The organism is Corynebacterium maris DSM 45190 (genome assembly GCF_000442645.1).
GTDB classification, from domain to species: domain Bacteria; phylum Actinomycetota; class Actinomycetes; order Mycobacteriales; family Mycobacteriaceae; genus Corynebacterium; species Corynebacterium maris.
The window spans coordinates 2,150,590-2,177,068 of record NC_021915.1 but is presented as its reverse complement, the minus strand read 5'-3'; the positions used below and the strand labels follow the sequence as shown (position 1 = coordinate 2,177,068).

At 68.2% G+C, this 26,479-nt stretch carries 28 protein-coding genes; 18 read left to right on the top strand and 10 right to left on the bottom strand.

What is annotated here, in order from left to right:
- Positions 1-17: 17 nt before the first annotated feature.
- From B841_RS10130 to B841_RS10075, 12 genes are all read left to right on the top strand, one after another.
- Positions 18-1,304, top strand: a complete 1,287-nt coding sequence (locus tag B841_RS10130; RefSeq protein WP_020935408.1) for a glutamate-5-semialdehyde dehydrogenase — start codon at positions 18-20, stop codon at positions 1,302-1,304.
- A 46-nt stretch (positions 1,305-1,350) separates the two neighbouring features.
- On the top strand, positions 1,351-2,292 hold the full coding sequence (locus tag B841_RS10125) for a cutinase family protein (RefSeq protein WP_156844785.1): 942 nt from the start codon (positions 1,351-1,353) through the stop codon (positions 2,290-2,292).
- An 11-nt stretch (positions 2,293-2,303) separates the two neighbouring features.
- Entirely contained in the window at positions 2,304-2,903 is a 600-nt protein-coding gene (nadD, locus tag B841_RS10120) for a nicotinate-nucleotide adenylyltransferase (RefSeq protein WP_041631865.1), read from the top strand.
- Between the two features lie 72 nt (positions 2,904-2,975).
- Positions 2,976-3,476, top strand: a complete 501-nt coding sequence (rsfS, locus tag B841_RS10115; RefSeq protein ID WP_020935405.1) for a ribosome silencing factor — start codon at positions 2,976-2,978, stop codon at positions 3,474-3,476.
- 15 nt (positions 3,477-3,491) lie between these two features.
- Entirely contained in the window at positions 3,492-4,127 is a 636-nt protein-coding gene (locus B841_RS10110) for a histidine phosphatase family protein (protein ID WP_020935404.1), read from the top strand.
- Between the two features lie 5 nt (positions 4,128-4,132).
- Complete coding sequence (locus B841_RS10105) at positions 4,133-4,942, top strand: DegV family protein (protein WP_020935403.1); 810 nt, start codon at positions 4,133-4,135, stop codon at positions 4,940-4,942.
- 114 nt (positions 4,943-5,056) lie between these two features.
- Positions 5,057-5,344 (top strand): hypothetical protein, encoded by a 288-nt coding sequence (locus B841_RS10100; RefSeq protein WP_020935402.1) that lies wholly within the window; start codon positions 5,057-5,059, stop codon positions 5,342-5,344.
- 123 nt (positions 5,345-5,467) lie between these two features.
- Positions 5,468-6,136, top strand: coding sequence for a ComEA family DNA-binding protein (locus B841_RS10095; RefSeq protein WP_020935401.1), 669 nt, complete (start codon positions 5,468-5,470; stop codon positions 6,134-6,136).
- A gap of 3 nt (positions 6,137-6,139) precedes the next feature.
- Positions 6,140-7,780, top strand: a complete 1,641-nt coding sequence (locus B841_RS10090; RefSeq protein ID WP_020935400.1) for a ComEC/Rec2 family competence protein — start codon at positions 6,140-6,142, stop codon at positions 7,778-7,780.
- A gap of 37 nt (positions 7,781-7,817) precedes the next feature.
- Entirely contained in the window at positions 7,818-8,753 is a 936-nt protein-coding gene (gene holA, locus B841_RS10085; protein WP_020935399.1) for a DNA polymerase III subunit delta, read from the top strand.
- An 11-nt stretch (positions 8,754-8,764) separates the two neighbouring features.
- Positions 8,765-9,166, top strand: a complete 402-nt coding sequence (locus B841_RS10080; RefSeq protein WP_020935398.1) for an ankyrin repeat domain-containing protein — start codon at positions 8,765-8,767, stop codon at positions 9,164-9,166.
- Positions 9,163-9,810 carry a LysE family translocator gene (locus tag B841_RS10075; protein ID WP_020935397.1) on the top strand — a complete coding sequence of 216 codons (648 nt, stop codon included), beginning with the start codon at positions 9,163-9,165 and terminating at the stop codon, positions 9,808-9,810. The genes B841_RS10080 and B841_RS10075 overlap by 4 nt, the downstream gene beginning before the upstream one ends.
- Positions 9,811-9,890: 80 nt before the next feature.
- Here the strand turns inward: B841_RS10075 and rpsT are convergent, their stop codons facing one another.
- Together rpsT and B841_RS10065 are read right to left on the bottom strand one after the other, a co-directional pair.
- Entirely contained in the window at positions 9,891-10,154 is a 264-nt protein-coding gene (gene rpsT, locus B841_RS10070; protein WP_020935396.1) for a 30S ribosomal protein S20, read from the bottom strand.
- 172 nt (positions 10,155-10,326) lie between these two features.
- Positions 10,327-10,896, bottom strand: coding sequence for a type II toxin-antitoxin system PemK/MazF family toxin (locus B841_RS10065; RefSeq protein WP_020935395.1), 570 nt, complete (start codon positions 10,894-10,896; stop codon positions 10,327-10,329).
- A gap of 155 nt (positions 10,897-11,051) precedes the next feature.
- On the opposite strand from B841_RS10065, the gene lepA reads away from it, so the two are divergent.
- Entirely contained in the window at positions 11,052-12,899 is a 1,848-nt protein-coding gene (gene lepA / locus B841_RS10060) for a translation elongation factor 4 (protein WP_020935394.1), read from the top strand.
- 1 nt (position 12,900) lies between these two features.
- Here the strand turns inward: lepA and B841_RS10055 are convergent, their stop codons facing one another.
- From B841_RS10055 to B841_RS10040, 5 genes are read right to left on the bottom strand one after another with little or no spacing between them, the layout of a single operon-like run.
- A complete protein-coding gene (locus B841_RS10055) occupies positions 12,901-13,602 on the bottom strand; it encodes a YoaK family protein (RefSeq protein WP_020935393.1) in 702 nt (233 codons plus the stop codon).
- A gap of 44 nt (positions 13,603-13,646) precedes the next feature.
- Positions 13,647-14,789, bottom strand: coding sequence for an L-lactate permease (locus tag B841_RS10050; RefSeq protein ID WP_156844783.1), 1,143 nt, complete (start codon positions 14,787-14,789; stop codon positions 13,647-13,649).
- Positions 14,729-15,052, bottom strand: coding sequence for a hypothetical protein (locus B841_RS13440; protein ID WP_156844781.1), 324 nt, complete (start codon positions 15,050-15,052; stop codon positions 14,729-14,731). Before B841_RS13440 ends, B841_RS10050 begins: the two co-directional genes overlap by 61 nt.
- A gap of 40 nt (positions 15,053-15,092) precedes the next feature.
- A complete protein-coding gene (locus B841_RS10045) occupies positions 15,093-16,466 on the bottom strand; it encodes an FGGY-family carbohydrate kinase (protein WP_020935390.1) in 1,374 nt (457 codons plus the stop codon).
- A 10-nt stretch (positions 16,467-16,476) separates the two neighbouring features.
- Positions 16,477-18,330, bottom strand: coding sequence for a BCCT family transporter (locus B841_RS10040; RefSeq protein ID WP_020935389.1), 1,854 nt, complete (start codon positions 18,328-18,330; stop codon positions 16,477-16,479).
- Between the two features lie 89 nt (positions 18,331-18,419).
- Between B841_RS10040 and B841_RS10035 the strand changes: the two genes are divergently transcribed.
- Together B841_RS10035 and B841_RS10030 are read left to right on the top strand one after the other, a co-directional pair.
- Positions 18,420-19,064 (top strand): DsbA family oxidoreductase, encoded by a 645-nt coding sequence (locus tag B841_RS10035; RefSeq protein WP_020935388.1) that lies wholly within the window; start codon positions 18,420-18,422, stop codon positions 19,062-19,064.
- Positions 19,064-19,627, top strand: coding sequence for a metallophosphoesterase family protein (locus B841_RS10030; protein WP_020935387.1), 564 nt, complete (start codon positions 19,064-19,066; stop codon positions 19,625-19,627). The genes B841_RS10035 and B841_RS10030 overlap by 1 nt, the downstream gene beginning before the upstream one ends.
- Here the strand turns inward: B841_RS10030 and B841_RS10025 are convergent.
- The gene (locus B841_RS10025) at positions 19,613-21,334 is read right to left on the bottom strand and encodes an FUSC family protein (RefSeq protein ID WP_020935386.1); all 1,722 of its coding nucleotides are present in this window, start codon (positions 21,332-21,334) and stop codon (positions 19,613-19,615) included. The two genes, B841_RS10030 and B841_RS10025, sit on opposite strands and share 15 nt — an antisense overlap.
- 208 nt (positions 21,335-21,542) lie before the next feature.
- Between B841_RS10025 and B841_RS10020 the strand changes: the two genes are divergently transcribed.
- Positions 21,543-22,973: a YeeE/YedE thiosulfate transporter family protein gene (locus tag B841_RS10020; protein ID WP_020935385.1), complete on the top strand. Its 1,431-nt coding sequence runs from the start codon at positions 21,543-21,545 to the stop codon at positions 22,971-22,973.
- Here B841_RS10020 and B841_RS10015 read toward each other — a convergent pair.
- Complete coding sequence (locus B841_RS10015; protein WP_020935384.1) at positions 22,970-23,722, bottom strand: aldose epimerase family protein; 753 nt, start codon at positions 23,720-23,722, stop codon at positions 22,970-22,972. The genes B841_RS10020 and B841_RS10015 overlap by 4 nt on opposite strands.
- A gap of 188 nt (positions 23,723-23,910) precedes the next feature.
- On the opposite strand from B841_RS10015, the gene B841_RS10010 reads away from it, so the two are divergent.
- Positions 23,911-24,912: a bile acid:sodium symporter family protein gene (locus B841_RS10010; protein WP_020935383.1), complete on the top strand. Its 1,002-nt coding sequence runs from the start codon at positions 23,911-23,913 to the stop codon at positions 24,910-24,912.
- Between the two features lie 5 nt (positions 24,913-24,917).
- Entirely contained in the window at positions 24,918-25,058 is a 141-nt protein-coding gene (locus B841_RS14000; protein ID WP_169466613.1) for a hypothetical protein, read from the top strand.
- A 1-nt stretch (position 25,059) separates the two neighbouring features.
- Here B841_RS14000 and B841_RS10005 read toward each other — a convergent pair whose 3' ends face one another.
- On the bottom strand, positions 25,060-26,325 hold the full coding sequence (locus tag B841_RS10005) for an HNH endonuclease (protein WP_020935382.1): 1,266 nt from the start codon (positions 26,323-26,325) through the stop codon (positions 25,060-25,062).
- Positions 26,326-26,479: the final 154 nt, after the last annotated feature.

Genomic DNA, 26,479 nt, shown 5'->3' with positions numbered 1-26,479 from the left:
TATGTACGCTGGTGGCCATGACTGATCTCACTCCCGAACGACAAACCGAACGAGAAGAAGTCCTGAGCAAGGCACGCGCTGCGAAGCAGATCGCTCCGCAGCTGGCGAAGCTGCCGACCCCGCAGAAGAACGACATTCTGCTGGCCGCCGCCGATGAATTGGTGTCCGCCACCGACGACATCCTGGCGGCGAACCAGGAGGACATCGACACCGGCCGTGAGCGCGGCCTGGCGGAATCCCTCATCGACCGCCTCAGCCTGGACGCCGAGCGCATCGAAGGCATCGCCGGAGGCCTGCGCCAGGTCGCCGGCCTGAAGGACCCGGTGGGCGAGGTCCTGCAGGGTGGGGTGATGTCCAACGGCATCCAGATGAAGCAGGTCCGTGTGCCGCTAGGCGTCATGGGCATGGTCTATGAGGCCCGCCCGAACGTCACCGTCGACGCCTTTGGCCTGGCCTTGAAGTCCGGCAACGTCGCGCTGCTGCGCGGCTCGAAGTCGGCGCGCAGCTCTAACGCCAAGCTGGTGGAGGTGCTGCAGCAGACCGTCGTCAAGCATGGCCTGCCCGAAGAGACCGTGCAGCTGCTGCCGTGCGACACGCATGATTCCGTCCAGGACCTGATCACCGCCCGTGGTCTGGTCGACGTGGTCATCCCGCGCGGCGGCAAGAACCTCATCGACGCCGTGGTCATGGGCGCCACCGTCCCGGCGATCGAGACCGGCACCGGCAACTGCCACTTCTACATCGACCGCGACGCGGACCTGGACACCGCCATCGAGATGCTGCTCAACGGCAAGACCCGCCGTTGCTCGGTGTGTAACGCCACCGAGGTCGTGCTCATCGACGCCGCGCTGGATGACGCCGACAAGCTGCGTATCGTCACCGCCCTGCAGGAGGCCGACGTCACCGTCCACGGCGACGTCTCCGAGCTGGAGGCCTTCGGCGCCACGGACGTCGTCCAGGCCGAGGAGGTCGACTGGGCGGAGGAGTACCTCTCCTTCGACATCGCCGCCAAGGTCGTCGACGGCGTGGAAGCCGCCATCGCGCACATCGCCGAGTGGGGCACCGGCCACACCGAGGCCGTGGCGTCGCTGAACGCCTACACCTGCCAGAAGTTCGCCAACGAGGTCGACGCGGCCGCCGTGATGGTCAACGCCTCCACCGCCTTCACCGACGGCGAGGTCTACGGCATGGGCGCGGAGATCGGGATCTCCACCCAGAAGCTGCATGCCCGCGGCCCGATGGCGCTGCCGGAGCTGACTTCCACCAAGTGGGTCCTGGAGGGCACCGGCCACACCCGCCCGTAGCGTAGGCTGTGTTCTGTCTGTGAATCGGGCGACTACACTGAGAGATATGCGCAAAATTCTCTCTAGTCTGGCCGCCGCGGTGATGACGTTAGGCGTGGTCGCCCCCGCCCCTGCCTCTGCAGAGCAGGAGCAGGGCGTATGCCCGGAGGTGGCGGTGGTCGCCGCCCGAGGCAGCGAGGAAAACGTCGATCTGGGACCGACCCGTTATGCGCCGGATTCCGCGTGGGAGTCCAACGGCTATGAGGGCTACCAGATCGGGATGTTCCTGCGTTTCGCCGAAGCCCACCACGTGGAACAAACCGGTGAGTCGCTGCTGGAGGACGTGCCGGTGATCGCCCTGGATCCGGAGGTGTACCCCGCCGCCCTGCCCCTGCCGGTGCTCGTCGAGGAGGGCGAGGAGGTGGCGGCGCGGGAGCTCGTTCAGCGTGTCTCCGAGCTGTTGGACCAGATCTCCGTACCGGAGATCGCCCGCATCTCCTTGGGCGAATTGGCCCGCAGCGTGAACTCCGGCGTCACCAATACGATGAGCTACCTGGCCGGATGGGAGGCCGCCACCGGCTGCGAGCCAGACTACGTCCTGGCCGGGTACTCGCAGGGCGCGGTCGTGATGACGGCGCAGGAGCGCAAGCTGGCGGAGGATGACCGCCTGGCCGGGGTGGTCTATCTGGGTAACCCGTTGCTCAAGGCGAATGATCCTTCCCTGGTCGGGGGAGCGGCTCCTGGCGGGGGCCTGCTGCAACGCGTGCCCGCGGAGTGGGAGGACGCCGTAGCGGAGGCGCCCCGGGTCAACTACTGCCTGCCCGCCGACGTCGTCTGCAATCTTTCCGTGACCGGCGCCGTGGACGCGGCAAAAGAGACGTACTTGTCCGGCGAGTTAGAGGACTTGGGCGCGCACACCCACTACTTCACCGGCAAGGCCCCGCGGGAATATGACGAGCGCGCCGCCGAAAGCTTCGCTTCGTGGATCCTCGCCGCCCAGGGGCGCTAGACTTCGTGACCATGACTACCCCTGCGCGCATCGGCATCATGGGCGGCACGTTTGACCCGATCCACAACGGACACCTCGTCGCGGCCAGCGAAGTCGCCGACCGCTTCGACCTGGACCGGGTCGTGTTCGTGCCCACGGGGGAGCCGTGGCAGAAGGCCGATCGCCGAGTCAGCCCCGCCGAGGACCGCTACCTGATGACGGTCATCGCCACCGCCGCCAACCCGCGGTTCACGGTCAGCCGGGTCGACATTGACCGGTCGGGGCCGACCTACACTATCGACACCCTCAAGGATCTGGGGGAGCAGTTTCAGGGGGCGGAGCTGTATTTCATCACCGGCGCCGACGCGATGGCCTCGATCATGAGCTGGCACGACTGGGAAAAAATGTTCGACTTGGCGCATTTCGTGGGGGTCACCCGCCCGGGGTACGAGTTGAGCGAGGAGATGCTGCCGGAAGGGCACGATGACCGGGTGGAGCTCATCGATGTGCCGGCCATGGCGATTTCTTCCACCGATATCCGGGAGCGCTCCGCCGCCGGCCGGCCGGTGTGGTATCTGGTTCCGGACGGGGTGGTGCAGTACATTGCCAAGAACGAGGTCTACGGTGAATAGCGCTCGGGCCCGCGTTCGTGGAAGACTAGCGGGTGACTATCAAAACCACTCTTAAGTAGGAATGTTTATTCATTGACTGCCACTGACGAATCCCGCCGTTTGGCGACCATCGCCGCCCTCGCCGCCGATGAGCGGAAGGGCTCCAACATCGCCGTGTACGACGTCTCCGACGTCATGGCGATTTCCGACGTCTTCGTCGTGATCACCGGCGACAACGAACGCCAGGTGCGCGCGATCGTCGAAGAGGTCGAGGACAAGCTCACCGAGGCCGGAGTCGAGCCGCTGCGCCGTGAGGGCCACCGCGAAAACCGGTGGGTGCTGCTGGACTACGGCCAATTCGTGGTCCACGTCCAGCGCACCGCCGAGCGCGAGTTCTACGGCCTGGACCGCCTGTACCGCGACTCCCCGCTCATCGAGGTCGACGGCGTGGAGCCGCCGGAGCGTCCGGGCGCCTACGCCGACGACGTGGACGTGCGCTCCGTCGAATCCATCGACGAGATTCCGCTGGCCGGCGAAGGCCCCGCCGAGGGAGACTCCGACGACGACTATTACTACTACGACGACGAGCAGTAGGACACCAGCGACTTCATGTACCGCCGCCTGATTTTGTTGCGCCACGGGCAGACGTATTACAACGCCACCCGTCGGATGCAGGGACAGTTGGACACCCAACTGGACGACGTCGGCCGTGAGCAGGCGGCGCTGGCGGCGGAGCGGTTCGCCGCGGCCGGCATTTCCCGGGTCATCGCCTCCGACCTGGAGCGCGCCTTCGACACCGCCACCATCATCGGCGACCGGATCGACGTGGCCGTGGAAACGGACGCCCGGCTCCGGGAAACCGATCTGGGGCAGTGGCAAGGCTGCACGCACGCTGAAGTGGACGCGGAGGACCCCGACGCCCGGCTGCGGTGGCGCAACGACGCCACCTGGGCCCCGCCCGGCGGCGAGTCGCGCCTCGACGTGGCCCGCCGCGCCCGGCCCGTCGTCGACGGGCTGATCGAGGACTTCGGCGCGTGGCCCGGCTCCTCGGTGCTGCTGGTCGCCCACAGCGGAACCATTTCGGCGTTGACCTCGCATCTGCTGGGGCTGGACGTGTCTCAGTACCCGCTGTTGACCAGCCTGCACAACACCGCCGCCGCAGTGCTGACGGATCGCGCGAAGGCGGAGGACGAGCCGGAAGGCCAGTGGCATCTGCAGGCCTGGAACCTGGGCGGGAAGGTCTAGTCGCCGTGGCTGTGCGCATTGTCGTGGATTCCTCGGCCGGCGTGCCCGAGGACGTCGTCAAGGAACTCGGCATCACCGTCGTTGACCTCCATGTGATGGACAAGGAGACGGAGACGACGACGTCGGGGTTGTCCTCGTTGGAGTTGGCGGCGGCGTACGCCCGCCAGCTGGAGCGCGGCGGCGACGACGGCGTGGTCGCCCTGCACGTGGCCAAGGAGCTGTCGTCGACGTATTCGGCGGCGGTCGCCGCGTCTGCGGTGTTTGACGGGGCGGTCCGGGTCATCGACACCGCCAGCGTGGGCATGGCCGTGGGCGCCGCGGCGATGGCCGCCGCCAAACTCGCCCAGGAAGGCGCCGACCTGGATGCGTGCGAGAGGTTGGCCAGCGACACGCTGCGACGGTCGTCGACGTGGGTGTATCTGCAGAAGATCGACGATCTGCGTAGATCGGGCCGGCTGTCGACGGGCACGGCGATCATGTCCGCCGCCGTGTTGGCGATCAAGCCGATCATGGAGATCCACGACGGCAAGCTGGAGCTGGCGGGCAAGACGCGCACCCAGGCGAAGGCCTTCAGCAAGGTGGCGGAACTGGTCGTCGAGCGGGCGGCGGGGGACCCGGTGTTCGTCGCGGTCCAGCACGTCGACACGGAGCCGGCCGCGCTACAGTTGCGCGATCTGCTGGAGGAAGTCCTGCCGGAGGGTTCCAGCTTCATGTTGGCGCCGTTGAGCCCGGTGCTCACGGTGCACACCGGGGCGGGCGCGATCGGCGTGTCCGCAGTGTTTTCCACCGCCCCGGACACCGGCGACGACGACTGAGGCCACCCCGCCCGGTGAGAGGGAGGTCACGTTTCTTCCTTCCAATTCTTCCGTTCGGCGCCCCGGCTCTAGGGTGGAGGGCATACTATTCCTAGCGGAAAGGACACGTCAGCAGTGAATATCTGGGTGCGGTTGGTCGGGGAGAGCGTCCTCGGGGCGGTGCTCATTGCCGTGGGGGCGTTGTTGATCGGTGAGTCCCCGGAGACCACGTGGGGCATGGTGGTGGCCGTCGTCCTGCTGGTTGTGGGCGTCGGGTTGATCGTGGACCTCGTGCTCGCCGCGGCTTTCGGCAAGATCAAGACGCCGTCCAACCTGGGTGCGGGCGTCGCTCCGCCGGGAACCAGCGCCGCTGAGCGCTACGACCTCGAACGCGCCACCGGTGAACAGGCGCAGTTGAATTAACGATCTTCTTCCCGGCCGGGGAGGAAGAACATTCCACAGGATCAGTGACGTGTCACCGGGGTTATCCCCGGTCGGTGGCCGGACCCGGCGGAGCAGGCCGGCCGCCGTTTTAGTCTCAGGGGCATGGCCGTCATTGACAGACTCACCGAACTGACCCGTCCGACCGGGGAGGAAGACCTCCTCGACGTCTCTTATCCGACTCCCCGCCTGGCGGTCACGCCGAAACAGGCGGTCATCGCCGCCGCCGTGGTGGTCGTGGCCGTCGCCGTGTGGGCGGTGTGGTTCCTCCAGCGCCCCGACCCCGTGGAGCCGTCCCTGGCCGCGTTGCCGGAGGTGGGGCAGGAGGCGACGCCGGGCGAAGAGACCGACGAGATCGTGGTCTCCGTGGTGGGGGCGGTGGAGAAGCCGGGGTTGATCACGGTGCCGGCGGGCTCCCGGGTGGCCGACGCCCTGCTGTCCGCGTTGCCGCTTCTCGACGCCGACGTCACCGCGCTGAATCAGGCGCAGCTGCTCGTCGACGGCCAGCAGATCCACGTCCCCGCCCGACCGGAGGCGCCCGCCCACGACGGGGCGCCGGAGGCACAACCGCCCGCAGGCAGCGGGCTGGTGTCGTTGAACTCCGCCGACGTGACGGAGCTGACCACCTTGAACGGGGTGGGGGAGGCGACCGCCCAGGCGATCATCGACCACCGCACCAGTGCCGGCGGGTTCACCGCGATTGAGCAGCTGCAGGAGGTCAAAGGCATCGGACCGGCGAAATTCGAGCAGCTCAAAGATCACGTCGGCTTATAGGCGATGGCGGAGCTACGACTGGTCCCGGCGGCGCTGACGGTCTGGGCCGCCGCGCTGCTGGTCCTGCTCACCGGGCAACCTTGGCCGTCGTTGGCGGCGGTGCTGCTCGCCGCCGGCGCGTTGGCCGCGGCGCGGCAGCCGGGCCAGACGACGCTGACCGCGGTGTTGGGCGGGGCCGTCACGCTGATGACCTGGCTGCGTGCCCGGCAGGCCGCGGAGACCGACCTGGGCGGGCAGATCACCGGCACGCTGAACACGGCTGCGGGCACGACGTCCGCCGGCGGCGGGATACTGCGTTTGAGCGTCCCCGGTTACCCGGCCCAGCTGACCGCGTTCACGGACGAGTCCGGGCAGGGGCTGCCCGCCGGCGCCACCGTCGCCTTAGAGGCCACCTACTCGGAAGCGGGCTCACCCGGGCTGTCCCCGGTGGTCGCTGACGCGGAGATCCTCTCGGCGGGTCCGCCCACCGGATGGGCGGCGATCGCGGCACACGTCAAGGACACCTTCGCCGCCGCCGTCGACGCACGGCTGTCCGGGGAGCACCGCGGCCTGATCCCCGGGATGGTGCTCGGCGACGTCTCCCTGCAAAGCGACGCCGCGCAGCAGCTCTACATCGACACCGGCCTCAGTCACCTGAGCGCGGTGTCCGGATCCAACGTCACCATCGTCACCACCGTGGCTATCATGGCCTGCCGGGCCATCGGCGTCGGCCCGCGCGGCCAGACGGCGGTCGCGGCGCTGGCCCTGGTGGGGTTCGTCGGGCTCGTCGGCCTGGAACCGAGCGTGTTGCGCGCCGCGGTCACCGGCCTGGTGGGGTTGGCCGCCGTGCTGGGATCCGCGCAGATGGAACCGGTCCACGCCCTGTGCGTCGCGGTGATCGTGCTGCTGGCCGTCGACCCGGACCTGGCCGCCGCGTGGGGTTTCGCACTGTCGGTGGCCGCCACCGCCGGCATCGTGGCGCTCACCCCCTTGCTGGACGCCCCACTGTCACGGACCAGGCTGCCGCTGCTGCTGGTGCGCAGCCTGGCGGTGTCGATCGCCGCCGACGTGGTCACCGCCCCGCTGATCGCCATGATGGCGGGGGAGGTCTCGCTGGTCGCGGTCGTCGCGAACGTCGTCGTCACCCCGGCCACCGCCCCGGTGACCGTGCTCGGGCTGTTCGCCGCGGCCCTGGCGCTGCTGCCCGGGCCGGGCGCCGGCCTGCTGATCACCGTGGTCTCGCCGTTGACGTGGTGGATCCACGCTTCCGCGGACTGGCTGGCCTCCCTGCCGGTGGTCACGGTGTCGGCGGACCCGGTCTGGGTGCTGATCGTCTACGGGTGGATCATCGCCGCCATCCTGGCCGGTAAGACCTGGCTCGTGGTCACCGTGGGACTGGTGGGGCTGCTGAGCTATGCGCGCGCAGAGTCACCCGCCCCCGAGATCCCGCTGGAGCTGCTGGTCACCCACACCGTCGCCACCGTCGACGACGTCGACGCCGCCCCGCCCGGCACCCAAGCCATCATCGTCACCGACCCCGACGGCCGCCGCGCCGACCGCCCCAGCGCCACCGTCGACGGCGTGCCCGTCCTCTTCCCCGCCCGCGACGGCCCCGTCACCCTGCACACCGACGGCACCCAACGCGCCGCCGACGGCCGGTTCTGACGTCTGCGCCGCACCCCCGGTGTGGCACCATGAACGCATGGACATTCCGCAGGTGCACCTCATCCTCGGCGACGACGAATTCCTCGCCGAGCGGGCCCGCCATCGCATCCTGGACCGCCTCGGCCCCGAGGTGGAAAGCACCGTCATGCGCGCCGGGGAAGTCACCGGCTCCGAAATCATCGAGGTCTCTAGCCCGTCGCTGTTCGCGGAAGACCGTGCCATCGTCTTCCAGAAGACGGAGGACGCCGGCAAAGACGCCGCCGACCTGCTGCTGAAATCCGCCCGCGATCCCGCCCCGGGCATCTACTTCCTCATCGAGCATTCCGGTGGCGGGCGCACCAAGACGCTGGTGCCCAAATTCTCCAAGATCGCCGAAGTCCACGACGTCGCGGCGATCAAGCCCTCGCAGCGCACCGGCTGGGTGATGCAGGAGTTCCGCGCCCATGGCGTCCGCCCCACCCCCGACGTGGTGCAGGCCCTGCTCGAGTCCGTCGGCTCCGACCTGCGCGAGTTGGCCTCGGCCATCGAGCAGCTCATCGCGGACGCCCAGGGCGAGATCACCGTGGGCACCGTGCGGGCCTACTACACCGGGGTGGCGGAGGTCTCCGGCTTCGACATCGCGGATCTCGCGGTGACGGGCAAGACCTCCCAGGCGCTGGCCTCCACGCGGCGCGCCCTGCAGCTGGGCATCTCCCCGGTGGCGTTGGCGGCGGCGCTGAGCTCCAAGGTCGGCGGCATCGCCCGGTTGTATTCCACCCGCGGCGGCAACCCCAAGCAGCTGGCGGGCACGGTCGGCATGGCGCCATGGCTGGTGGAAAAAACTCAGCGCGTCGCGCGGCGGTGGTCGGGCGAATCAGTGAGTCAGGCGGTGGTGCTCATGGCGGACCTGGACGCCGAGGTCAAAGGCCAGGGCGGGGACCCCGAGTTCGCGATAGAGAACGCCGTGCGCCGCATCAGTGAACTGGCGGGCTAAACTCCGGTGTCATGAACGAACAACCCGAAGCCCTGCCCGAGGATGTCCAGGAACTGGTGACCAAACTCTTCGCCATGACCCGCGAGGGGGACCTGACGCTGCTGGAGTACGTCCGCCAGGGCGTCAACGTCGATTTAGCCAACCAGGACGGCAACACTTTCCTCATGCTGGCCGCCTACAGCGGGCGGGAGGAACTGGTCAAGGGGTTGCTGGCGGAAGGCGCCGACCCGGACAAGCTCAACGGCCACGGCCAGAGCCCGCTCGCGGGGGCGATCTTCAAGAAGGAGGACGGCGTGGTCGAGGCGCTGCTGGAGGCGGACGCCGACCCGCTGGCCGGGCACCCGAACGCGGTGGACAGCGCAAAGATGTTCGGGCGCACCGACCTGCTCCCGCGGCTGACCCGGCAGCAGTGACTCTGACGAACCTGGCGGCGTTGGTCGGGTTGAACCTGGTCGGCGCGTTGTCGCCGGGCCCGGACATCATTCTGATCACCCGGACCGCCACCCAGTCGCGCCGGCACGCGGTGGCCGTCACCGCCGGCATCCAGTTAGGCGTGCTGTTCTGGTGCACCGTGACCGTGTTCGGCGCGGCGGCGGTGCTCAACGCCTTCCCCGAGGTCCTCGGCGTGATTCAGATCCTCGGCGGCGCGTGGCTGCTGTGGATGGGCCGCGGCATGCTCGCCAGCGGGTGGCGCAACCGCACCAGCCCGCCCGTGGACTTGGAGGACGCGGAGAGCCGGATGGGCAGTCTCGGCCAGGCGTTCCGGCAGGGGTTGACGACGAATCTGTCGAACCCGAAGATCGTGCTGTTCTTGGCGGCGTTGATCGCCCCGCTGTTGCCGCGCAGTCCTTCGGTCGGCCTGGCGGTGACGGTGGTCTTGGCGTTGTCGTGGTCGTCGTTGGCGCTGCACCTGGTGCTCAGCCTGGTGATCTCCACGAAGGCGGTGCGCCGCCGGTTGCTGCGCGCGGGCCCGTGGATCGACGTCGTCGCCGGGTTGTTTTTCCTGGTGGCCGGCGCGGTGCTGGTGGTCAACGGCGTCATCGACGTCGTGGACTAGCGAGGCGGGCGCAGACGAGAAATCGCCCCGCTCCCTGATTCAGGGTGCGGGGCGATCGTCGTCAAGCGAAGGCGGAAAGATTAGCCCATCTTGTTGAAGGCGAGAGCCATCGCGGACTTCTTGTTCGCCGCGTTGTTGCGGTGGAAGACGCCCTTGGAGACGGACTTGTCCAGCGCGCGGGAAGCGGTGCGCAGCTGCTCCTCGGCCTTGGCCTTGTCGCCGGCCTCGACGAGGGCGCGGAACTTGCGGATCTCGGTGCGCACAGCGGTGCGGACGGCCTGGTTGCGCTGACGGGCCTTCTCGTTGGTCAGGTTGCGCTTCTGCTGAGACTTGATGTTTGCCATGGTGAGCTACCTCTTGAACTAGATCGGAATCGATGCTGTTTTCCCTTGTCACCGCTGGGAGACGCGACGCCGATTACGAAGAGCGAACCCAAGGTCCTGCCCGCCCCGACCGGCGTTCCCGGATGAAGGATAACCTCAGGGAGTTTAGCAGGCCGGTGGGCCCGTTCCAAACCTAGTTCCAGTCGAAACGTGAGCGCAGGGCGCTGGCAACGCGCTCGAAGCGGGCGCGGGGGAACAGCGCCCCGGCGCGTCGTAACGCATGGTCCGGGACTTCCAGCACCCGGTCGAGCCGGATCCAGCAGGGGCGGCCCAGCGAGTCCCACTGGCCGGAGCCGATCTCCATCCAGTTGCCGTCGTGCGAATGCGTGGAGTTCGGGGAGATCAGCAGGCCGAGGACGCCGCGGCGGCGGGTGCGTCCGACGACCAGCATCGCGCGTTCGGAGTGCTGTTTGGCGGCTGCGTCGACGGGGGCCAAAAACCACACGATCTCCCCCGGGTCCGCCTGGCCGTCCAGGTCCGGGGCGTAGAAGATGGTGCGGGCGTGGTCGTCGGTGTCGCCGACTTCGAGCGGGGCATGGCCGCGGTGAGAGTTGTCTTCCGGTGTTTCTGCGCCCGCGTTCGGACCGAGGCCCAGTTGATTGCGCAGCGCTTCCAGACCGCGGTCTAGTGCAGACTTCTTCGTGGCCTTGCGTTTTTCGCCGCGCGAAAGAAGTGCGTTTCGGGCCCGCCCGCTGAATTTCATGCGGATCATCCTGGTTCGACGTCGAGGTGGGGAATGTGAGGGGTGTCTGAATAATTCATCCCCATCGCCACTCTAACCGTTACTCCACTTAAGTAAAATGTGTTGTCACTGTAGAGTTAGGGGGATTCAACTAGGAAGGGATTGAAGCCCAGACAATGGCGAATAACTTTGCGGAGCAGACGTTCACCGATCCTGCCAAGATCAGGAACTTCTGCATCATCGCGCACATCGACCACGGCAAGTCGACGCTCGCCGATCGCATTCTGCAGCTGTCCGCCGTCGTCGCGGATCGCGACATGCGCGACCAGTACCTCGACAACATGGACATCGAGCGGGAACGCGGCATCACGATCAAGGCGCAGAACGTCCGCCTGCCGTGGGTGCCGCGTTCCGGGGACCACGCCGGCGAGGAGATGGTCCTGCAGATGATCGACACCCCGGGCCACGTGGACTTCACCTACGAGGTCTCCCGTGCGCTGGAGGCCTGCGAGGGGGCGGTGCTGCTCGTCGACGCGGCGCAGGGCATCGAGGCCCAGACCCTGGCGAACCTGTACCTGGCGATGGAAAACGACCTGGAGATCATCCCGGTCCTGAACAAGATCGACCTGCCGGCCGCGGACCCGGAGAAGTACGCGCTGGAAATCGCCAACATCATCGGCTGCGAGCCGGGCGACGTGTTGCGCGTGTCCGGCAAGACGGGCGAGGGCGTGCCGGAGCTGCTGGACCGGCTCACCGACACGATCCCGCATCCGACCAGCGAGCACCCGGTGGACGCTCCGGCCCGGGCGATGATCTTCGACTCGGTCTATGACACTTTCCGCGGCGTGGTCACCTACATCCGCGTGGTCGACGGTCAGCTCAAGCCGAACCAGAAGGTGCAGCTGATGGCCACGGGCGCGACCCTGGACATCAACGAGATCGGGGTGGTCTCGCCGACGCCGAAGCCGTGTCAGGGGTTGGGCCCCGGCGAGGTCGGCTACATCATCACCGGCGTGAAGGACGTCCGCGAGACCAAGGTCGGCGACACCGTCACCTGGGCGCGGGGCGGGGCGGACGAGCCCCTGGAGGGTTACGCCGAGCCGGTGCCGATGGTGTATTCCGGGCTGTTCCCGATCTCCCAGGCGGATTTTCCCGCGCTGCGTGAGGCGCTGGAGAAACTGCAGCTCAACGACGCGTCCCTGTCATATGAGCCAGAGACGTCCGTGGCGCTGGGCTTCGGTTTCCGCTGCGGCTTCCTCGGCCTGCTGCACATGGAGATCACCCGCGACCGCCTCGAGCGCGAATTCGACCTGGATCTGATTTCCACGGCGCCGAGCGTGTCCTACCGCGTGCACACCGAGTCCAACGAAGAAATCGTGGTGCACAACCCCTCCGAGTGGCCGGAGGGCAAGCACCAGGCGGTGCACGAGCCGATCGTGAACATGACGCTCATCGTGCCGTCCGAATTCGTCGGCCCCACGATGGAGCTGTGCCAGACCAAGCGCGGCCAGATGAAGAACATGGACTACCTGTCCGAGGACCGCGTCGAGCTGCGCTACGTCATGCCGCTGGGCGAGATCATCTTCGACTTCTTTGACCTGTTGAAGTCTCGCACCAAGGGCTACGCCTCGCTGAACTACGAGGAGGCCGGCTCCCAGGAGGCGGACCTGGTGAAGGTGGACATCCTGCTGCAGGGTGAGCCGGTGGACGCGTTCAGCGCCATCGTCCACCGTGACGACGCCCGCCACTACGGGCTGAAGATGACCAAGAAGCTGCGCGAGCTGATCCCGCGCCAGCAGTTCGAGGTGCCCATCCAGGCGGCCATCGGTTCGCAGATCATCGCCCGCGAGAACATCCGCGCCCTGCGCAAGGACGTGCTGGCGAAGTGTTACGGCGGTGACATCTCGCGTAAGCGCAAGCTGTTGGAGAAGCAGAAGGCCGGCAAGAAGCGCATGAAGAACATCGGTTCCGTGGAGGTCCCGCAGGAGGCGTTCGTCGCGGCGCTGTCCACCGACGAAGGATAGGTCAGCGCGGCTCGACGTCCTCATGCACCCGCACCACGCCCCGTCGTCGCCCGTGGAGGCGCACCACCTCCACGAGCCCGGTCAACAGCAGGCACAGCCCGGTGGCGATGAGGATGGCGTGGACGCCGACCGCCCGGTAGGCCAGGGCCCCGGTGATCGCGCCGGCCGACAGCGACGCCCACATCACGAAGTGCTGCAGCCACTTGGAGTGGGCCCCGCCGAAGAACGTGTCGATGAAGCGCTGTCCCATTTTCACCAGCGTGCCGGTCATGTAGGTCAGCGCGATGTCGACTTCGCCGTCGCGTTCGAAAATCGAGTTCATCGCCCCGATGCCCAGGGAGGCGAACATGATCCCGATGCGCGGCTGGTCCATGAGGATGAGGACGCTGGAGATCACGAACAAAATGTCCATGTTCGCGATCACGACGTCGCGCACCCAGTGCAGCGGCACCCAGCGCCGCGCCAGCCGGCGCACCAGCGCCCCCTGCATCACGCCGACGAGGAAGAGGATCAGGCAGCTGCTGGCCAAGACCGCCAGGTCCCAGTCGGCGCTGACCAGGGAGGTGGCGGCGCGGGTGGTGTTTCCGGACATGAAGGACAGGAACACGCCGCCGAGAAAGAGAAAGCCGATGGAGTCGACGAAACCGGCGATGAACGCGTAGCTGGCGGCCAGGCCGCGTTCCCGCTTGCTGTAACCACTCATGTCCAGGCATTTTAGCCCCACCGCGGCGGGCGGGGTTATCCCGGTCAGCCCACCAGCACAACCGTGAGCACCGACAACGCCAGGATGACCGGGATCGCCATGCCGAGTGTCCAGACGAAGACGGGCCGGCGGGCGGGCGGGTCGGGGCATAGACGCACCGCCAGCTCTATTCGGGCGGGCGAGGACATCGTCAGCAGCGAGGCAGAGACGTTCTGCGCGGCCGTGGCCGACGCCACCGACGCTCCGAGTGCCGCGGCGGCCTGCGCCTGGGGGCCGGCGAACATGGCGTTGGCCCCGCTGTTGGACCCGGTGATGAACCCGCCCACGCCCCCGAGGACGGGGACGAAGAACAGGAAGACGCCGCCGAGCCCGGCCAGGGCCACGGCGATTTGCCCCGACATCCCGGATTCGGACATCACCGCCCCGAGCAGGATGAACAAGGCGGTGGCGGGGCCGACGTGCGCCCACGTGCGCACCGCGTGCGACGCGGTGGGCGCGACGTCGGCAAGCGAAGAGCGCAGCGTGAACAGGGCCGTCAGAACCAGCCACGGCGCGGGGGAGGCCAGGTAGCGCCAGCCGGTGCCGTCGAGCCCGAGGACACGCACCGTCACCGACGCCGCCAGCACCCCACCGAGCAGCAGGCCATAGGGCGCCAGGGCACGCAGCTCGGCCGCGGAGACAGCCAGGCGACGGCCGTGGCGCAGCCGGTGGGCGAGCAGGTGGACCGCCAGGGTCACAGCGGCGCCCACCGCCCCGGCCGGGGCAGTGCCGAAGACGAGGTTGGCGACCGTCACACTCACCCACAGCACCAGCCCGGAGGCCACCGCCAGCCCGACCGCCCGGGCCCGGTCGCCGCGCTCGGCGGCGATGAGCGCGGCCGCGACGCCCGCGCCCAGGAACACGGGGAGACTGAGCAGGGCGCTCATCACGCCCAGTTCCCGGAAACCGGTGCCCGACAGTTCCGCGGCGATCAGCGTGCCCGGCCCCATGGACCCCCACGGCACCGCGCACAACCCGAGCAGCCCGATGGGGGCGGCCTTATGTCCCGCATAGCCCAGGCCGATCAGCAGCGGCACCGCGATGGTCACGCCGACGCCGAAGCCGGTCAGTGATTCCGCCAGCGGGGTCACCCCGTGCACCACCGCCAGGGCAGGCGCCACCCCGGAGCCAGGCAACGGCGCAGCCATTCCGACAGCCTGGCTTGATCGCCCATGCGCCGCCCGGCTTCCGCGAAGGCCACGCCGCCGCCGATGATCACCATGACCTCGACCACCAGCGGCCACCAGCTCCCGGCCAGCTCAGCGACGCTCGCCCACGACAGGTCGAACTCCGTCGCCGCGACCACGACCGCGGACAGCAGACCCAGCACCGCCGCCGACAGGGTGGACCGCCGTGCCAACAATGCCCCGATCACCACGAGCAGGGGAAGCACGGCCAACAGCACAGTCACGGCCACATGGTAGCTCTGCAACAAGTGCGCGCGGAGACATTCATTCTGGCGGGCCCGCCGTATCACCGAGAGCGGAATACAGCCGTCGATGCCGTGCCCGCAGACCCCGGTAGCCCGCGTGGGCCACAGCGTCGGGGGCGACGGCGTCGACATCGCCGCGGCCCAGCGGCATGATCCCGTGCTCCAGGCCCAGCGCCTCCGCGGCGACGAGCGCCGCCCCGGTCAAGGCGGCGTCCCCGCCCGTGCTCACGCGGGTCACCGGACGCCCGGTGACGTCGGCCAGGATCTCCAACCACGGGCGCGAGGCCGCCCCGCCGCCGACCACCGGCAGGGGCCGGTCGACGGGCTCCTCGGCCATGGCGTGGGAAAGCCCGAACGCGACGGACTCCAGCAGCGCCCGGTACATCTGCGCCGGGGTCGTCGTGGCGCGGATGCCGGTGATCGCGGCGCCCAGCGCGTCGTCGCGCACCGGGAAACGCTCCCCGCTCAGACTCGGCAGCGCGAGCAGCCCGCTCGGGGCGCGCGGACCGGTGGCCAGCACCGCGTCCGCCTCCGCGGGCGAGGCCCCGCCCAACAGATTCTCCCGGCCCCAGTCGGCGAGGGCGCCCGCTGAGGACAACGCGGCGATGTGCAACCGCCGCCCGCCCGGCGCGGCGAGGCGGTGTACCGCGCCGGGCAGGTCCACGTCTTTTTCGGCGAGGAAGGCGTACCAGCCGGAGGTGCCCAGGTAGACGTAGTCGTCGCCCGGAGCCAGGCCGACGATGCCGGCGGTGGTGGCGACGGCGTCGCCGGGGGCGAGCACCACGGGGACGCCGTCGACTTCACCGAGCGGGCCGTCGGTGATCGCGGGCAGCATGTCGGCGGTGACGCCCGCCACCCGGCACACGGCGGGGGAGAAGTCGCCGGTGGCGGCGTCGATGAGCCCCGTCGTGGAGGCGGTGGTGGAGTCCACGTGCGCGCCCAGGCCGAGGTGGTGGGCGAGGTAGCCGGACGGGGAAAACAGAATGCGCGCCGGCGTGAGCCCCGCGCGCACGAACATCGCCGCATTCGAGGTGGCGGACTGTTCGTTGCCGGTGATCCGGTTCCAGTCGCCGAGGGCGCGGTGCAGGGCGTCGGCCTCGGCGCGGGCGCGGGTGTCGGAGTACAACACGGCCGGGGCCATCGGCGACCCGTCGGCGTCCAGACAGATCAGATCTTGCATTTGGCCGGTCAACGCGATGGCGTCCGCCCCGGGCAGGCGGGCGGCGCAGGCGCGGGCGGCGGCGACCCAGTCGGCGGGGTGTTGCTCGACGCGGCCGTCTGCGCCCGTGTCCGTGGGGTACGGCTCGAAAGCCTCGCCGTGGTAGGAGCCGTCGGCGGGGTCGATGAGGGCGGCTTTCGCACCCGAGGTGCCCAGGTCCAGCGCGAGGATCATGCGTGCAGAACTACTCCTTGGGAGTGGTTTTTTCTTCCTTGGGGTCCGGGTTGGGCTCCCATCCGTCGGACCAGGTTTCGGTTTCGTAGTCGTAGCCGACGTCGTTGCCGTCCTCGTCCTTGCGGCGGTACCACTCGGTGACGTTCTCGGCGGTGGAGTCGAAGTCCGCGCCCGCGCCGCGGCCCTCGGGGGCCTCGGCGACGGCGAATTCGAAGTCGTCGCCGTGCGTCTCCAGGCCGCGGACGACGGCGTTGTCGACGGCGGTGCGGGCATAGGTGCGGCGGATGGCGGAGGGGTCGGTGCTCAAGTCCTTGACGAAGGAGACCATCATGCCCAGCAGCACCAGACAGAACGGCAGGGCGATGAGGATGGTCAGGTTCTGCAGTCCGGACAGGGCGTCCTCGCCGCCGGCCAACAGCATGACGATGGCGATGCCGACCATGCACAGGCCCCAGAAGACCACGACGAAGCGGTTCGGGGTCGGGTTGCCGCGCGTGGACATCGTGCCCATCACCGTGGAAGCGGAGTCCGCGGAAGTGACGAAGAAGATCGCCAGGATGAGGATGAGGATGAACGGCGTGACCTGCGACAGCGGCAGCTGAGCGAACATGTCGAAGAGCACCTGCTCGGAGGAGGAGCTGCCGTCGAAGCCGGCGACGCCCTCGCGGTTGAAGACGATGGCCGCACCGCCGAAGACGGTGAAGGCCAGGATGAGGATGAAGGTGGGCACCGCCATGCACACCAGGGCGAACTCACGCAGGGTGCGGCCGCGGGAGATGCGCGCGATGAACATGCCGACGAACGGGGTCCAGGCGATCCACCACGCCCAGTAGAAGGCGGTCCAGGCGCCCTGGAACTCGACGGTCTCCGCACCCCAGGACAGGGATTTGCCCATCATGGCCAGCAGCTCGTCGAAGTAAGTCAGGGTGCCGGAGGGAATCAGGTTGAGCAAAAAGAGCGTCGGCCCGGCCAGGAACACGAAGGCGACGGCGGCCAGCGTGAGCGTGATGTTGACGTTGGACAGGTAGCGGATGCCACGGGCCACGCCGGAGACGGCGGAGAAGATGAACGCGATCGACAAAATCGCGATGATGACGATCAGGACGTTGTTGCCGACCTGGCTCATGCCGGAGACGATGCGCACGCCCTCGCCGATCTGGATGGCGGACAGGCCGAGGGTCGCGGCGGTGCCGAAGAGGGTGGCCACGATCGAGAGCATGTCGATGAGCTTGCCGACGGGCCCGCCCGTGTTGTTTTCGCCCAGCAGGGGAGCGAACACCGAACTGATCAAAGAGACGCGCCCACGGCGGTAGATGGAGTAGGCGATCGATCCGCCGACCAGGGAATACAGTGCCCAGGCGGACAATCCCCAGTGGAAGTGGGACTGGGCCATGGCCTGGTGCAGCGCGGCGGGGGTCTCCGCGTCGACGGTCTCCGGGGGCGGGGAGAGGTAGTGCCACAGCGGTTCGGAGGGGCCGAAGAAGAAGATGCCGACGCCGATGCCGGCGCCGAACATCATCGCGACCCAGGAGAAGCGGGAGAATTCGGGCTTTTCGTCGTCGCGGCCGAGGGTGATGCGGCCGAAGCGGCTGAAGGCCAGGATGACCATCACGACGATGCCGAGGATCATCACGATGTTGAGCAGCCAGCCGACGTTTTCCATGGCCCAGGAGAACATCGTGGAGGAGACGGTGGACACGGAGTCCGGGTTGATCAGGCCCCAAGCGATGAACGCGAGGATGAGGATCGCCGTGAGGGCGAAACTGATTTTATCGAGTCCGAAGCGGTTGCGTTGTTGATCGACGCCGATGCCCGGGACGAGCCCTGGGTGGAGGTCGTCCGGATAACTGGTCTGGTTGGACATTCCTGTAAGTGTTCTCTTTTGCGCAGGCGTCCGCAACTTCTCGGCCCTGGTGGGGAATGGAAATAGGGGTTGTCGTGTTGGATGGAAGTATGAAAATCGATATCTGGTCCGACTACATTTGTCCGTTTTGCACCGTCGGCGAACGGCATCTGGCGCTCGCCCTGGAGAAGTTCGCCGGCGCCGACGACGTGGAGATCACCTGGCGCAGTTTCCAGCTGGATCCCTCGGCGCCGACGGAGCCGACGGAGAAGGCCCCCGAGTACCTCGCCCGCTCCAAGGGGATGAGCCTGGCGGAGGTGAAGCAGATGAACTCCGGCCTGGCGGAGCGCGCCGCCGCCGTCGGCCTGGATTTCCAGTGGCGCGACTCGGTCGTGGCGAACACCTTCGACGCTCACCGGGTGGGTCATCTCGCCCGCGCGGCGGGCAAGGGCAACGAGTGGGACACGGTGGTCAAGCACGGCTATTTCACGGAGGGCGCCAACGTCGCCGACCACGGTGAGCTCACGGAGTTCGCGGCTCAGGTGGGCCTGGACGCGGACCGCGTCCAGGAGGTGCTGGCCTCCGACGAGTACGCCACCGACGTCGTGCAGGAAATCACCATGGGTCGCCAGCTGGGGGTCCAAGGCGTGCCCTTCTTCGTCTTCGACGGCCGCTTCGCGGTCTCCGGCGCGCAGCCGGTCGAGCTTTTTGAGCAGGCCCTGGCACAAGCCTCGGAGAGCTCAGGCGAACAATAATGCGGGTGTGGTTCACCTCTGACCTGCACCTCGGCCACCGCTTTGTGGCCGGGCTGCGGGGATTTTCCGACGTCGACGAGCACGACGCCCTGATCCTGGCGGGCCTGGCCGCCGTGCCCGCCGGAGACCGGGTGTGGGTGCTGGGCGATCTCAGCGGCCGCCACGACGACGAGGACCGTGCGCTTGATGTGATCGCCGAACACGCCGGGCACCTCGAACTGCACTTAGTCCCCGGCAACCACGACTCGTGCCACCCGATCCACAAGTCGTCGTTCCGGATGCAGCGCCGTTTCCTCGAGGTCTTCGAGTCCGTGCAGGCGTTCCAGACGTTGCGGTGGCAGGGGAGGGCGGTGCACCTGTCGCACTTCCCGCGCCCGGGGCAGGACCACGAGGGGATGGCCTCGCGCTACGACGACGTCCGGTTGCGCACCGAGTACCTGGTGCACGGGCACCTGCACTCCCCGCAGCCGGTGACCGGCCCCGGGCAGGTCGACGTCGGCGTGGAGGCGTGGGGCTTTCGGCCGGCGCCGCAGGAGAGCGTCGAAAAGCTACTGCTGGGCTGAGTCGGCCTCGGTGGCGCGGACGTGCTCGGCCAGGCCGGCGATCTCCGCGATCGACACTTCCCGGGTGGTGTTGGCGTTGCAGTGATCCAGCAAGTGGTAACCGGCGCGCTGCAGCTGCAGGTGGTGTTCCCACCGGGCCGCGGCGATGGGGCGGTGATCCTCGGCGACGGACTGGATGGCCCGGCGTTCGGACAGCAGCTCGTACTGCAGGTCGCGGCGTTCCTCCAGGGCGCCCTCCGGGGAGCGGGTGGCCAAGGCGCCCAGGAGCGAGCCCATGGCCTTGCGACAGCGGCCGACGAGCCGGATCTGGTCCGTCGCGGCGGCGCGCGGACGCCAGAACCACAACGCCAATGAGCCGAAGACAATGGACAGCACCACCTCCGCCGTGCGGGAGACGACGACCTCGCCCAGCGGATCGGCCACCGCGTTACCCATCAACAACGCCAGCGGCGTGGTGAAGATGACGCAGACGGCGTAGTTTTTGACCACGAACACCTCCGCCCCGAATTGGCACACCGCCAGCGCCACCAGCAGCGTCCACCCCTGGAAATCAAGCAGGTGGAACACCGCGAACAAGGCGATGCCCAGCAGGGAGCCGATGACGCGGTGGACGCCGCGGATCTGGCCGGGGGTCTTGTCCGGCCCCCACTGCAGCATCAGCAGCGCCGAGACGATCGCCCAGTCCGGCCTATCCAGCCCGAGGGCGATGCCTGCGACCGAGGCCCCCAAACACGCCAGGAAAATCTTCTGCGCCGTCACCGAGGCGTGCGAGCTCCAGTCCATTGACCGGTAGACGCGGTAATTGCGTGACGGCCGGGCCAGCGGGATGTGGGCGCGGTTCGCCTGGACCAGCGCGGGCACGTCGCTCAACAGCTCGGCGTCGGCGTCGACCACCCCCAGCTCCGCGCCGCGGGCCACGAGCCGCAGTTGCGCCTCCCGGGTGCGGTGGACCAGATGCGCCTGGTTCGGCTTGAGCACTCGGCCACCACGGATCACGCCCGCGTCCTCGAGGGCGGACCAGGCGGCGGCCAGCGCCGTCTGGCACTGGTTGCGTTGCGCCAAGGTGGGCGAGGGCGTCTCCTCGAAGTCGGCGACGACCTTGTCCAGGGTGAGCACCGCGCGGTGCTCCGGGACGTGCGGGGACAACAGCGCTGGCAGCAGCCCAAGGATGACGCCGCTGACGGCGCCGACGCTGGTCCACAGGCCGACCTCCACCGGGTCAAGCCCCAGGCGCGCGACCATCGTCGAGGCGCCGGCGACCATGACGATGAAAAACGACCCCGGCGGGCGCAACCGCAGCGCGTTCTGCACGAAACCGCCCACGGTGGCCATGCAGGTGGCGAACAGGGCCGGGAGCATCAGCCACCACTGGGATCCGCCCGCCCCGATCTGGGCCCAGGCGACGGAGCCGACGAAGGCGCCGACGGTCGCGCCCGTCGACAGCAGCAGACCCGCGATGAGCATGATGCGCCAGCGCGTGCGGTAGGGGTGGCCCTCGCCGTAGATCACGGCGCAGCCGCCCGCGGCGATGAGAAACATTTCCTGGTGATACCCCAGCAGGAGGGCCACGGCGCCGGGCAGGAAGATCGCCAGGGCCGCGCGCAGTGCGCCGGGCCAGCGTGGGGCGGAGGAGTTGAAGGCGGTCAGCAGTTGCCACGGGTTGACGCGGGAGGGTAATTGCTCTGCCGCGTGCCGGTCGTCGCTCACTGTATCGTTCTGCCTCTTTATACTCTTTATGTATTCTTCGTCTGCCCGATCAGGCGTCGGGCGGTGGTCAGCGTCATTCTATGCCGAGGAGGCAGGCCGGGCCCGCACCCACCTGCAGACAGCTCGGTTCAGGGTTCTAGACAGATGTGTCTGCAGGGGGTAGTGTGATCTCCCGTCAACGAGATGTGAAAGTGAAAAGAGTACACAAATGATCGTTTCCGGACTGATCTTGGGTGCCGTGCTGGGCGTCGTCCTGCAGCGCGGGCGCTTCTGCGTCACCGGCATGCTGCGCGACATCTGGCTCAGCGGAACCTACCGCAATCTGGTGGCGCTGCTCATCGTCATCGCCGTCCACGCCGTCGGCCTGGCGGCGCTGACTTCCACGGGCGTCATTGCGCCGGATTACTCGACCTTCGCCCCGGCGGCGGTCATCGTCGGCGGCCTGATCTTCGGGTTGGGCATCATCCTCGCCGGCGGCTGCGCCTCCGGCACCTGGTACCGCTCCGGGGAGGGCCTCGTCGGTTCGTGGATCGCGTTGGTCATGTACGCGGTCTCTGCGGCCGCGATGAAGTACGGCCCGCTCGCCGGCTTCGATTCCTGGATGAAGTCCTGGGACACCGGCCTGACCACCGTGCCGGAAGCCCTCGGGGTCTCCCCGTGGTGGTTCGCGCTCGCCATCGCCCTGGTCACCGCCGCCCTGGCCCGCCACTTCCTGCTCCAGGACGCCGCGAAGCCGAAGGTCACCCTGAACCAGCCGTGGTACAAGAAGCCGCTGCACATGTACACGGCCGGCGCGATCGTCGGCGTCATCGGCGTCATCGCTTGGCCGCTGTCCGCCGCCACCGGACGTAACTCCGGACTGGGCATCACCACGCCCACCGCGGACACCCTGACCTACGCCACCACCGCCGATCCGGCCCGCCTGAACTGGGGCACCCTGCTGGTCCTCGGCCTGCTGGTCGGCTCCTTCATCGCGGCCAAGGCCACCGGTGAATTCCGCGTCCGCGTTCCGGACGCCAAGACCAGCGTGCGCTCCGTCTGGGGCGGGCTCATGATGGGCGTCGGCGCCTCCCTGGCCGGCGGCTGCACCGTGGGCAACGGCATGGTCGAGACCTCCCTGTTCAGCTTCAAGGGCTGGATCGCGATGGTCTTCATCTTCCTGGGCGTCGGACTGGGCGCGAAGCTGTGGATCAAGCCGAAGTCCGGCTCCGCTACGCCGACCACGGCCGCCCCCGCCGCCGGCACCTACTCCACCCCGCAGTCCCTGGACCATGGCGCCCCCGCCAACCCGGTCGACCCGATCACCCCGCCGGCCGGCCCCGCCGGAACGGGCAACCTGGCGGTCGCCACCGGCCTGATCTCCATGGCTCCCCGGCCTAAGGTCTCCGAGAAGGTCCGCACGCTCTCGGAGGGCCGCTACGCGCTGGACACCATGGGCGCGGTCTGCCCGTTCCCCCTGGTCGAAGCCAAGGACGTCATGAACACCCTGCAGCCGGGCGACGAACTGATCATCGCCTTCGACTGCACCCAGGCCACCGACTCCATCCCGCAGTGGGCGGCCGATGACGGGCACAGCGTGAGCGACTTCCGTCAGAACGGCGACGCCGGCTGGGAAGTCACCCTGGTCAAGGGCGGCTAACGCGCCTCGACCCGCACGATCATCTCCAGCGTGTTGACCTCACCGGGGGTCAACAGCGTGCCCTTCTGATCGGAACCCAGGAGGGCGGGCTCCACGCACACGAACGTGTTCCACTCCCGCGGCCCGATGTCCGGCATCCCGTCGGCCTTACGCTCGCCCGGGTTCCAGATCACCGTCGAGTCCGCGCCCCGCGAACTCACGGTGATCACTCTTTTCTCGTCCACGATGCGCACCTCCGGGGCACCCGACACGATCTGGTCGACCAGCCCGTCGAAGGTGACTTCTTCCGGCAGGGTGATCTCCGCGCCGGAGTCGCGGTCGACGCCGCGCAGGGCGCCGAGCCCCTCCAGGTGGACGTCCTCGACGTCGCTGACCGCGAAGTACGGGTGGTAGGCCAGTTGCACGCGGCGGGATTCGTCGGTGGTGTTGGTGGCGCTCAGCCGGAAACGCAGGCTGTTGCCCAGCTCGCCGACGTCCAGGCGCAGGCTGATCCCGTCTTCGGCGTATTCACCGGAAAAACCGACGTCGGTCTTGGCGACCTCCCAGCGGCGCCGACGCGCCCACCCGTGCTGCTGGTCGCCGAGGAACTGGGCGAACCAGGGCGCGATGATCGGCACCCCGCCGCGGATCGCCGCGCCTTCGCCGAAATCACTGGTGGAAGAAACGTAGAAGAGATCGCCGAGCGGGGTCTCGGCGGAGGTGACGTGAGCTCCGTTGGCGTGGATGGTCAAGTTCCGGTTCTTCAGCATGAGGCCCAAACTACCCCTGCGCCATGGTTTTCGCGCAGGATACGGGGAGGACGTCCACGCAGGGGGTACTATGTCCGCATCCACCTCAGGGGCCTCATCCGGCGGCCCGCGAACTGAGTGAGGCTTTAGGGCACCCATCCCGGAGCGCGGATTCACTTTCACCGTGTCATTTTTGAAAGGACTGCGTCATGTCTACTTCTCACATCGTCGACCCGGACACGACCGGGCACTGGGAGGACGCCAAAAAGAAAGAAGACCGCTCCGCGCTGATCACGGTGACGGTCTTCCCGCTGTTCATATTGGCGGGCGCCGCCGTCGCCTACTTCTTCCCGCAGCCGTTCCTGCCGCTGAGCGACTACATCACCTACTTCCTCATGATCATCATGTTCGCCATGGGGCTGACCTTGACGATCCCGGACTTCACCGAGGTGCTCCGCCGCCCCGGGCCGATCGTGCTGGGCGTGATCCTGCAGTACACGATCATGCCGCTCGGCGCGGTGCTCGTCGCCTGGGCGCTGGACCTCAACGCCGCGTTGGCCGTCGGCCTGCTCATGCTGGGCACCGTCCCCGGCGGCACCTCCTCCAACGTCATCGCCTACCTGGCCAAAGGCGACGTCGCCCTGTCCGTGACCATGACGAGCGTGTCCACGGTGCTCTCGCCGATCGTCACCCCGGCGCTGATGCTGCTGCTGGCCGACGCCCGCACCGACATCGACGCCGCGGGCATGGCCTGGTCGCTGATGCAGACCGTCCTGCTGCCGGTCCTCGGCGGCCTGGTCATCCGCTACTTCTTCAGCTCCCTGGTGGAGAAGGTCACCGCCGTCCTGCCGCTGATCTCGATCCTGGGAATCGGGGGAGTCGTGTTCCCCACGGTCGCCGCCAGCCGCGACCTGATCGCCACCGTGGGCCTGCTCGCCGTCGGCGCCGTTCTGCTGCACAACCTCATCGGCTACGTGCTGGGGTACCTCGCCGGCATGGGCTTCCGGCTCGACAACCGCGCCAACCGCACCATGTCCGTGGAGGTCAGCACCCAGTCCGCCGGCCTGGCCTCCGGCATGGCGGGCAAGTTCTTCAGCCCGGAGGCGGCCCTGCCCGGGGCCATCGCGGCGGTGCTGCACAACATCACCGGGGCGATCTACGCGGCGATCATGCGCAATATTCCGCTCGAGGAGAAGCGTCGGGTACGGTAAGTGGCATGCAGGCTCCTGATTCCCGCGAACACGTGGGACTATCGCATGAGGAAACCTCCGAATTCGACCGCTTGACCAGCGTCTTTGAGGTCCATGAAGAACACCTCGCGGACCCGTCGCTGCTGGTGCGTTTCTACTCCAGCTAGCTCACGCCGCCGCCCTGTGGGCGGCGGCGAAATGCGTGCCCAGCCGGATGGGCGTGCCCCGATTCCGGGAGACGAAGCTGTGCCCGCCGGGGAACCGGAACCGCATCAGCCCGGTGTCCGCCGGATCAATCTCCACCCGCACCCGCCCCACCGTGACCAGGGCGTGACAGGCCGAACACAACGGCACCAGATTCCACAGATCCGTCGGCCCGCCGGCCGACCACTCGTGGAGATGGTGGAATTCGAGGAACCTGGTGTGGTTGCAGCCAGGCATCGCGCACTGGTGGTTCCACCGGGTCATCAGCGCCCTGACCTGCCCGTCGCTGACCAGCCGGCGACCGCGCCCGAGCGTGAGGTGCACCCCCTTTTCATCCAGCAGGTGCGCCCGGATCTCCCCGCCCAGCACCGCCGCCACCAGCGCGCTCGCCGGGGCCGCGGGCTGCGTGGGCAGGTAGGCGTGGCCGTCTTCGGTGACGGTGAGGTTGACCTGCGCGCCGGGCGTGCGCAGCTTGTTCGTGGGCCGCGACCGGGTCATCTGGATCATGCCGGTCAAGGCGCTGAGCAGGGCGTTGCGGGTGGGCACCCCGAAATTGGTGGTGGACAGGTCGACGCCGGTGGCTTCGTCGACGGCCTCGACCTCCACGGGGGTATCTTCCGCTTCGGCGAGGGCGGCGTCGAGCCGCTCGGCGTCGTCAAGCACCGCCGGATCGATGTCCGCGAGGTCGCGCAGGTTCGCCAGTTCGGCGATCTTCAACGCCGCGAGCAGTTCCGCGCCGAGCACGGGGTTGAGTTCGCCGTGGAAGCGCACCCAGCCGGTCTCGTCGTCGACGATGACCCGGAACCGGTCGGCCGGCGGGGCGGGGGCGGCGTTCTCCCGACCGGCCAGCGCCTGTTCGAGTTCGCGCAGCGTCATCTGCCCGGCCAGCGCCACGAGTTCGGGTTCATTGTCGGCGGTGAGATGGCGCAGCAGCACCCGGATTTTGGAGTAGGACACGCGGCCGGCGAGGAAGGCCTGCGCGGCGAGCTCAAAGGCGCTGAGCTGCGTTCCCACCCGCAGGTATTCGAAGGCGGTGGATTCCCGGACGTCGCAGTGGCGCAGCAGCCAGATCACGGTGTTGGGCGCGCCGTGGTCGCGGGCGAGGCCGCGGGCGTGGAATTCGGCGAGGGCGAGCAGGAACAGGGCTTTGCTTCTGGTCATCTCCTCGTGGGAGTCGGCCAGGGTGGACACAAGGGCGGTATCGGTCAAGGAAGCGGGCAGCGTGGTCATTGTTTCCCCCAAATTTTGGCACGCATGTTCGGTGACGCCCCCTACGTTAAACCACGGGGCGGACATGTGCTCGAACAGAGTTTCGAGAATCTCTTGACCTGCGCTTATCCACTATGCGCGCGCATAGTGCACAGCTCCCGCGGTACTCTTCGGC

What these genes read in the sequence shown, in the direction of transcription:
- B841_RS10055 (WP_020935393.1), bottom strand. Translation starts at nt 13,602, where the DNA reads ATGAGTGGTTACAGCAAGCGGGAACGCGGCCTGGCCGCCAGCTACGCG.
- B841_RS10045 (WP_020935390.1), bottom strand. Translation starts at nt 16,466, where the DNA reads ATGATCCTCGCGCTGGACCTGGGCACCTCGGGTGCGAAAGCCGCCCTC.
- lepA (WP_020935394.1), top strand. Translation starts at nt 11,052, where the DNA reads ATGGCGAATAACTTTGCGGAGCAGACGTTCACCGATCCTGCCAAGATC.
- holA (WP_020935399.1), top strand. Translation starts at nt 7,818, where the DNA reads ATGGACATTCCGCAGGTGCACCTCATCCTCGGCGACGACGAATTCCTC.
- B841_RS10080 (WP_020935398.1), top strand. Translation starts at nt 8,765, where the DNA reads ATGAACGAACAACCCGAAGCCCTGCCCGAGGATGTCCAGGAACTGGTG.
- B841_RS10015 (WP_020935384.1), bottom strand. Translation starts at nt 23,722, where the DNA reads ATGCTGAAGAACCGGAACTTGACCATCCACGCCAACGGAGCTCACGTC.
- B841_RS14000 (WP_169466613.1), top strand. Translation starts at nt 24,918, where the DNA reads ATGCAGGCTCCTGATTCCCGCGAACACGTGGGACTATCGCATGAGGAA.
- rpsT (WP_020935396.1), bottom strand. Translation starts at nt 10,154, where the DNA reads ATGGCAAACATCAAGTCTCAGCAGAAGCGCAACCTGACCAACGAGAAG.
- B841_RS10040 (WP_020935389.1), bottom strand. Translation starts at nt 18,330, where the DNA reads ATGTCCAACCAGACCAGTTATCCGGACGACCTCCACCCAGGGCTCGTC.
- B841_RS10050 (WP_156844783.1), bottom strand. Translation starts at nt 14,789, where the DNA reads ATGGCTGCGCCGTTGCCTGGCTCCGGGGTGGCGCCTGCCCTGGCGGTG.
- nadD (WP_041631865.1), top strand. Translation starts at nt 2,304, where the DNA reads ATGACTACCCCTGCGCGCATCGGCATCATGGGCGGCACGTTTGACCCG.
- B841_RS10095 (WP_020935401.1), top strand. Translation starts at nt 5,468, where the DNA reads ATGGCCGTCATTGACAGACTCACCGAACTGACCCGTCCGACCGGGGAG.
- B841_RS10125 (WP_156844785.1), top strand. Translation starts at nt 1,351, where the DNA reads ATGCGCAAAATTCTCTCTAGTCTGGCCGCCGCGGTGATGACGTTAGGC.
- B841_RS10035 (WP_020935388.1), top strand. Translation starts at nt 18,420, where the DNA reads ATGAAAATCGATATCTGGTCCGACTACATTTGTCCGTTTTGCACCGTC.
- B841_RS10110 (WP_020935404.1), top strand. Translation starts at nt 3,492, where the DNA reads ATGTACCGCCGCCTGATTTTGTTGCGCCACGGGCAGACGTATTACAAC.
- B841_RS10130 (WP_020935408.1), top strand. Translation starts at nt 18, where the DNA reads ATGACTGATCTCACTCCCGAACGACAAACCGAACGAGAAGAAGTCCTG.
- B841_RS10010 (WP_020935383.1), top strand. Translation starts at nt 23,911, where the DNA reads ATGTCTACTTCTCACATCGTCGACCCGGACACGACCGGGCACTGGGAG.
- B841_RS10030 (WP_020935387.1), top strand. Translation starts at nt 19,064, where the DNA reads ATGCGGGTGTGGTTCACCTCTGACCTGCACCTCGGCCACCGCTTTGTG.
- B841_RS10065 (WP_020935395.1), bottom strand. Translation starts at nt 10,896, where the DNA reads ATGAAATTCAGCGGGCGGGCCCGAAACGCACTTCTTTCGCGCGGCGAA.
- B841_RS10005 (WP_020935382.1), bottom strand. Translation starts at nt 26,325, where the DNA reads ATGACCACGCTGCCCGCTTCCTTGACCGATACCGCCCTTGTGTCCACC.
- B841_RS10090 (WP_020935400.1), top strand. Translation starts at nt 6,140, where the DNA reads ATGGCGGAGCTACGACTGGTCCCGGCGGCGCTGACGGTCTGGGCCGCC.
- B841_RS10020 (WP_020935385.1), top strand. Translation starts at nt 21,543, where the DNA reads ATGATCGTTTCCGGACTGATCTTGGGTGCCGTGCTGGGCGTCGTCCTG.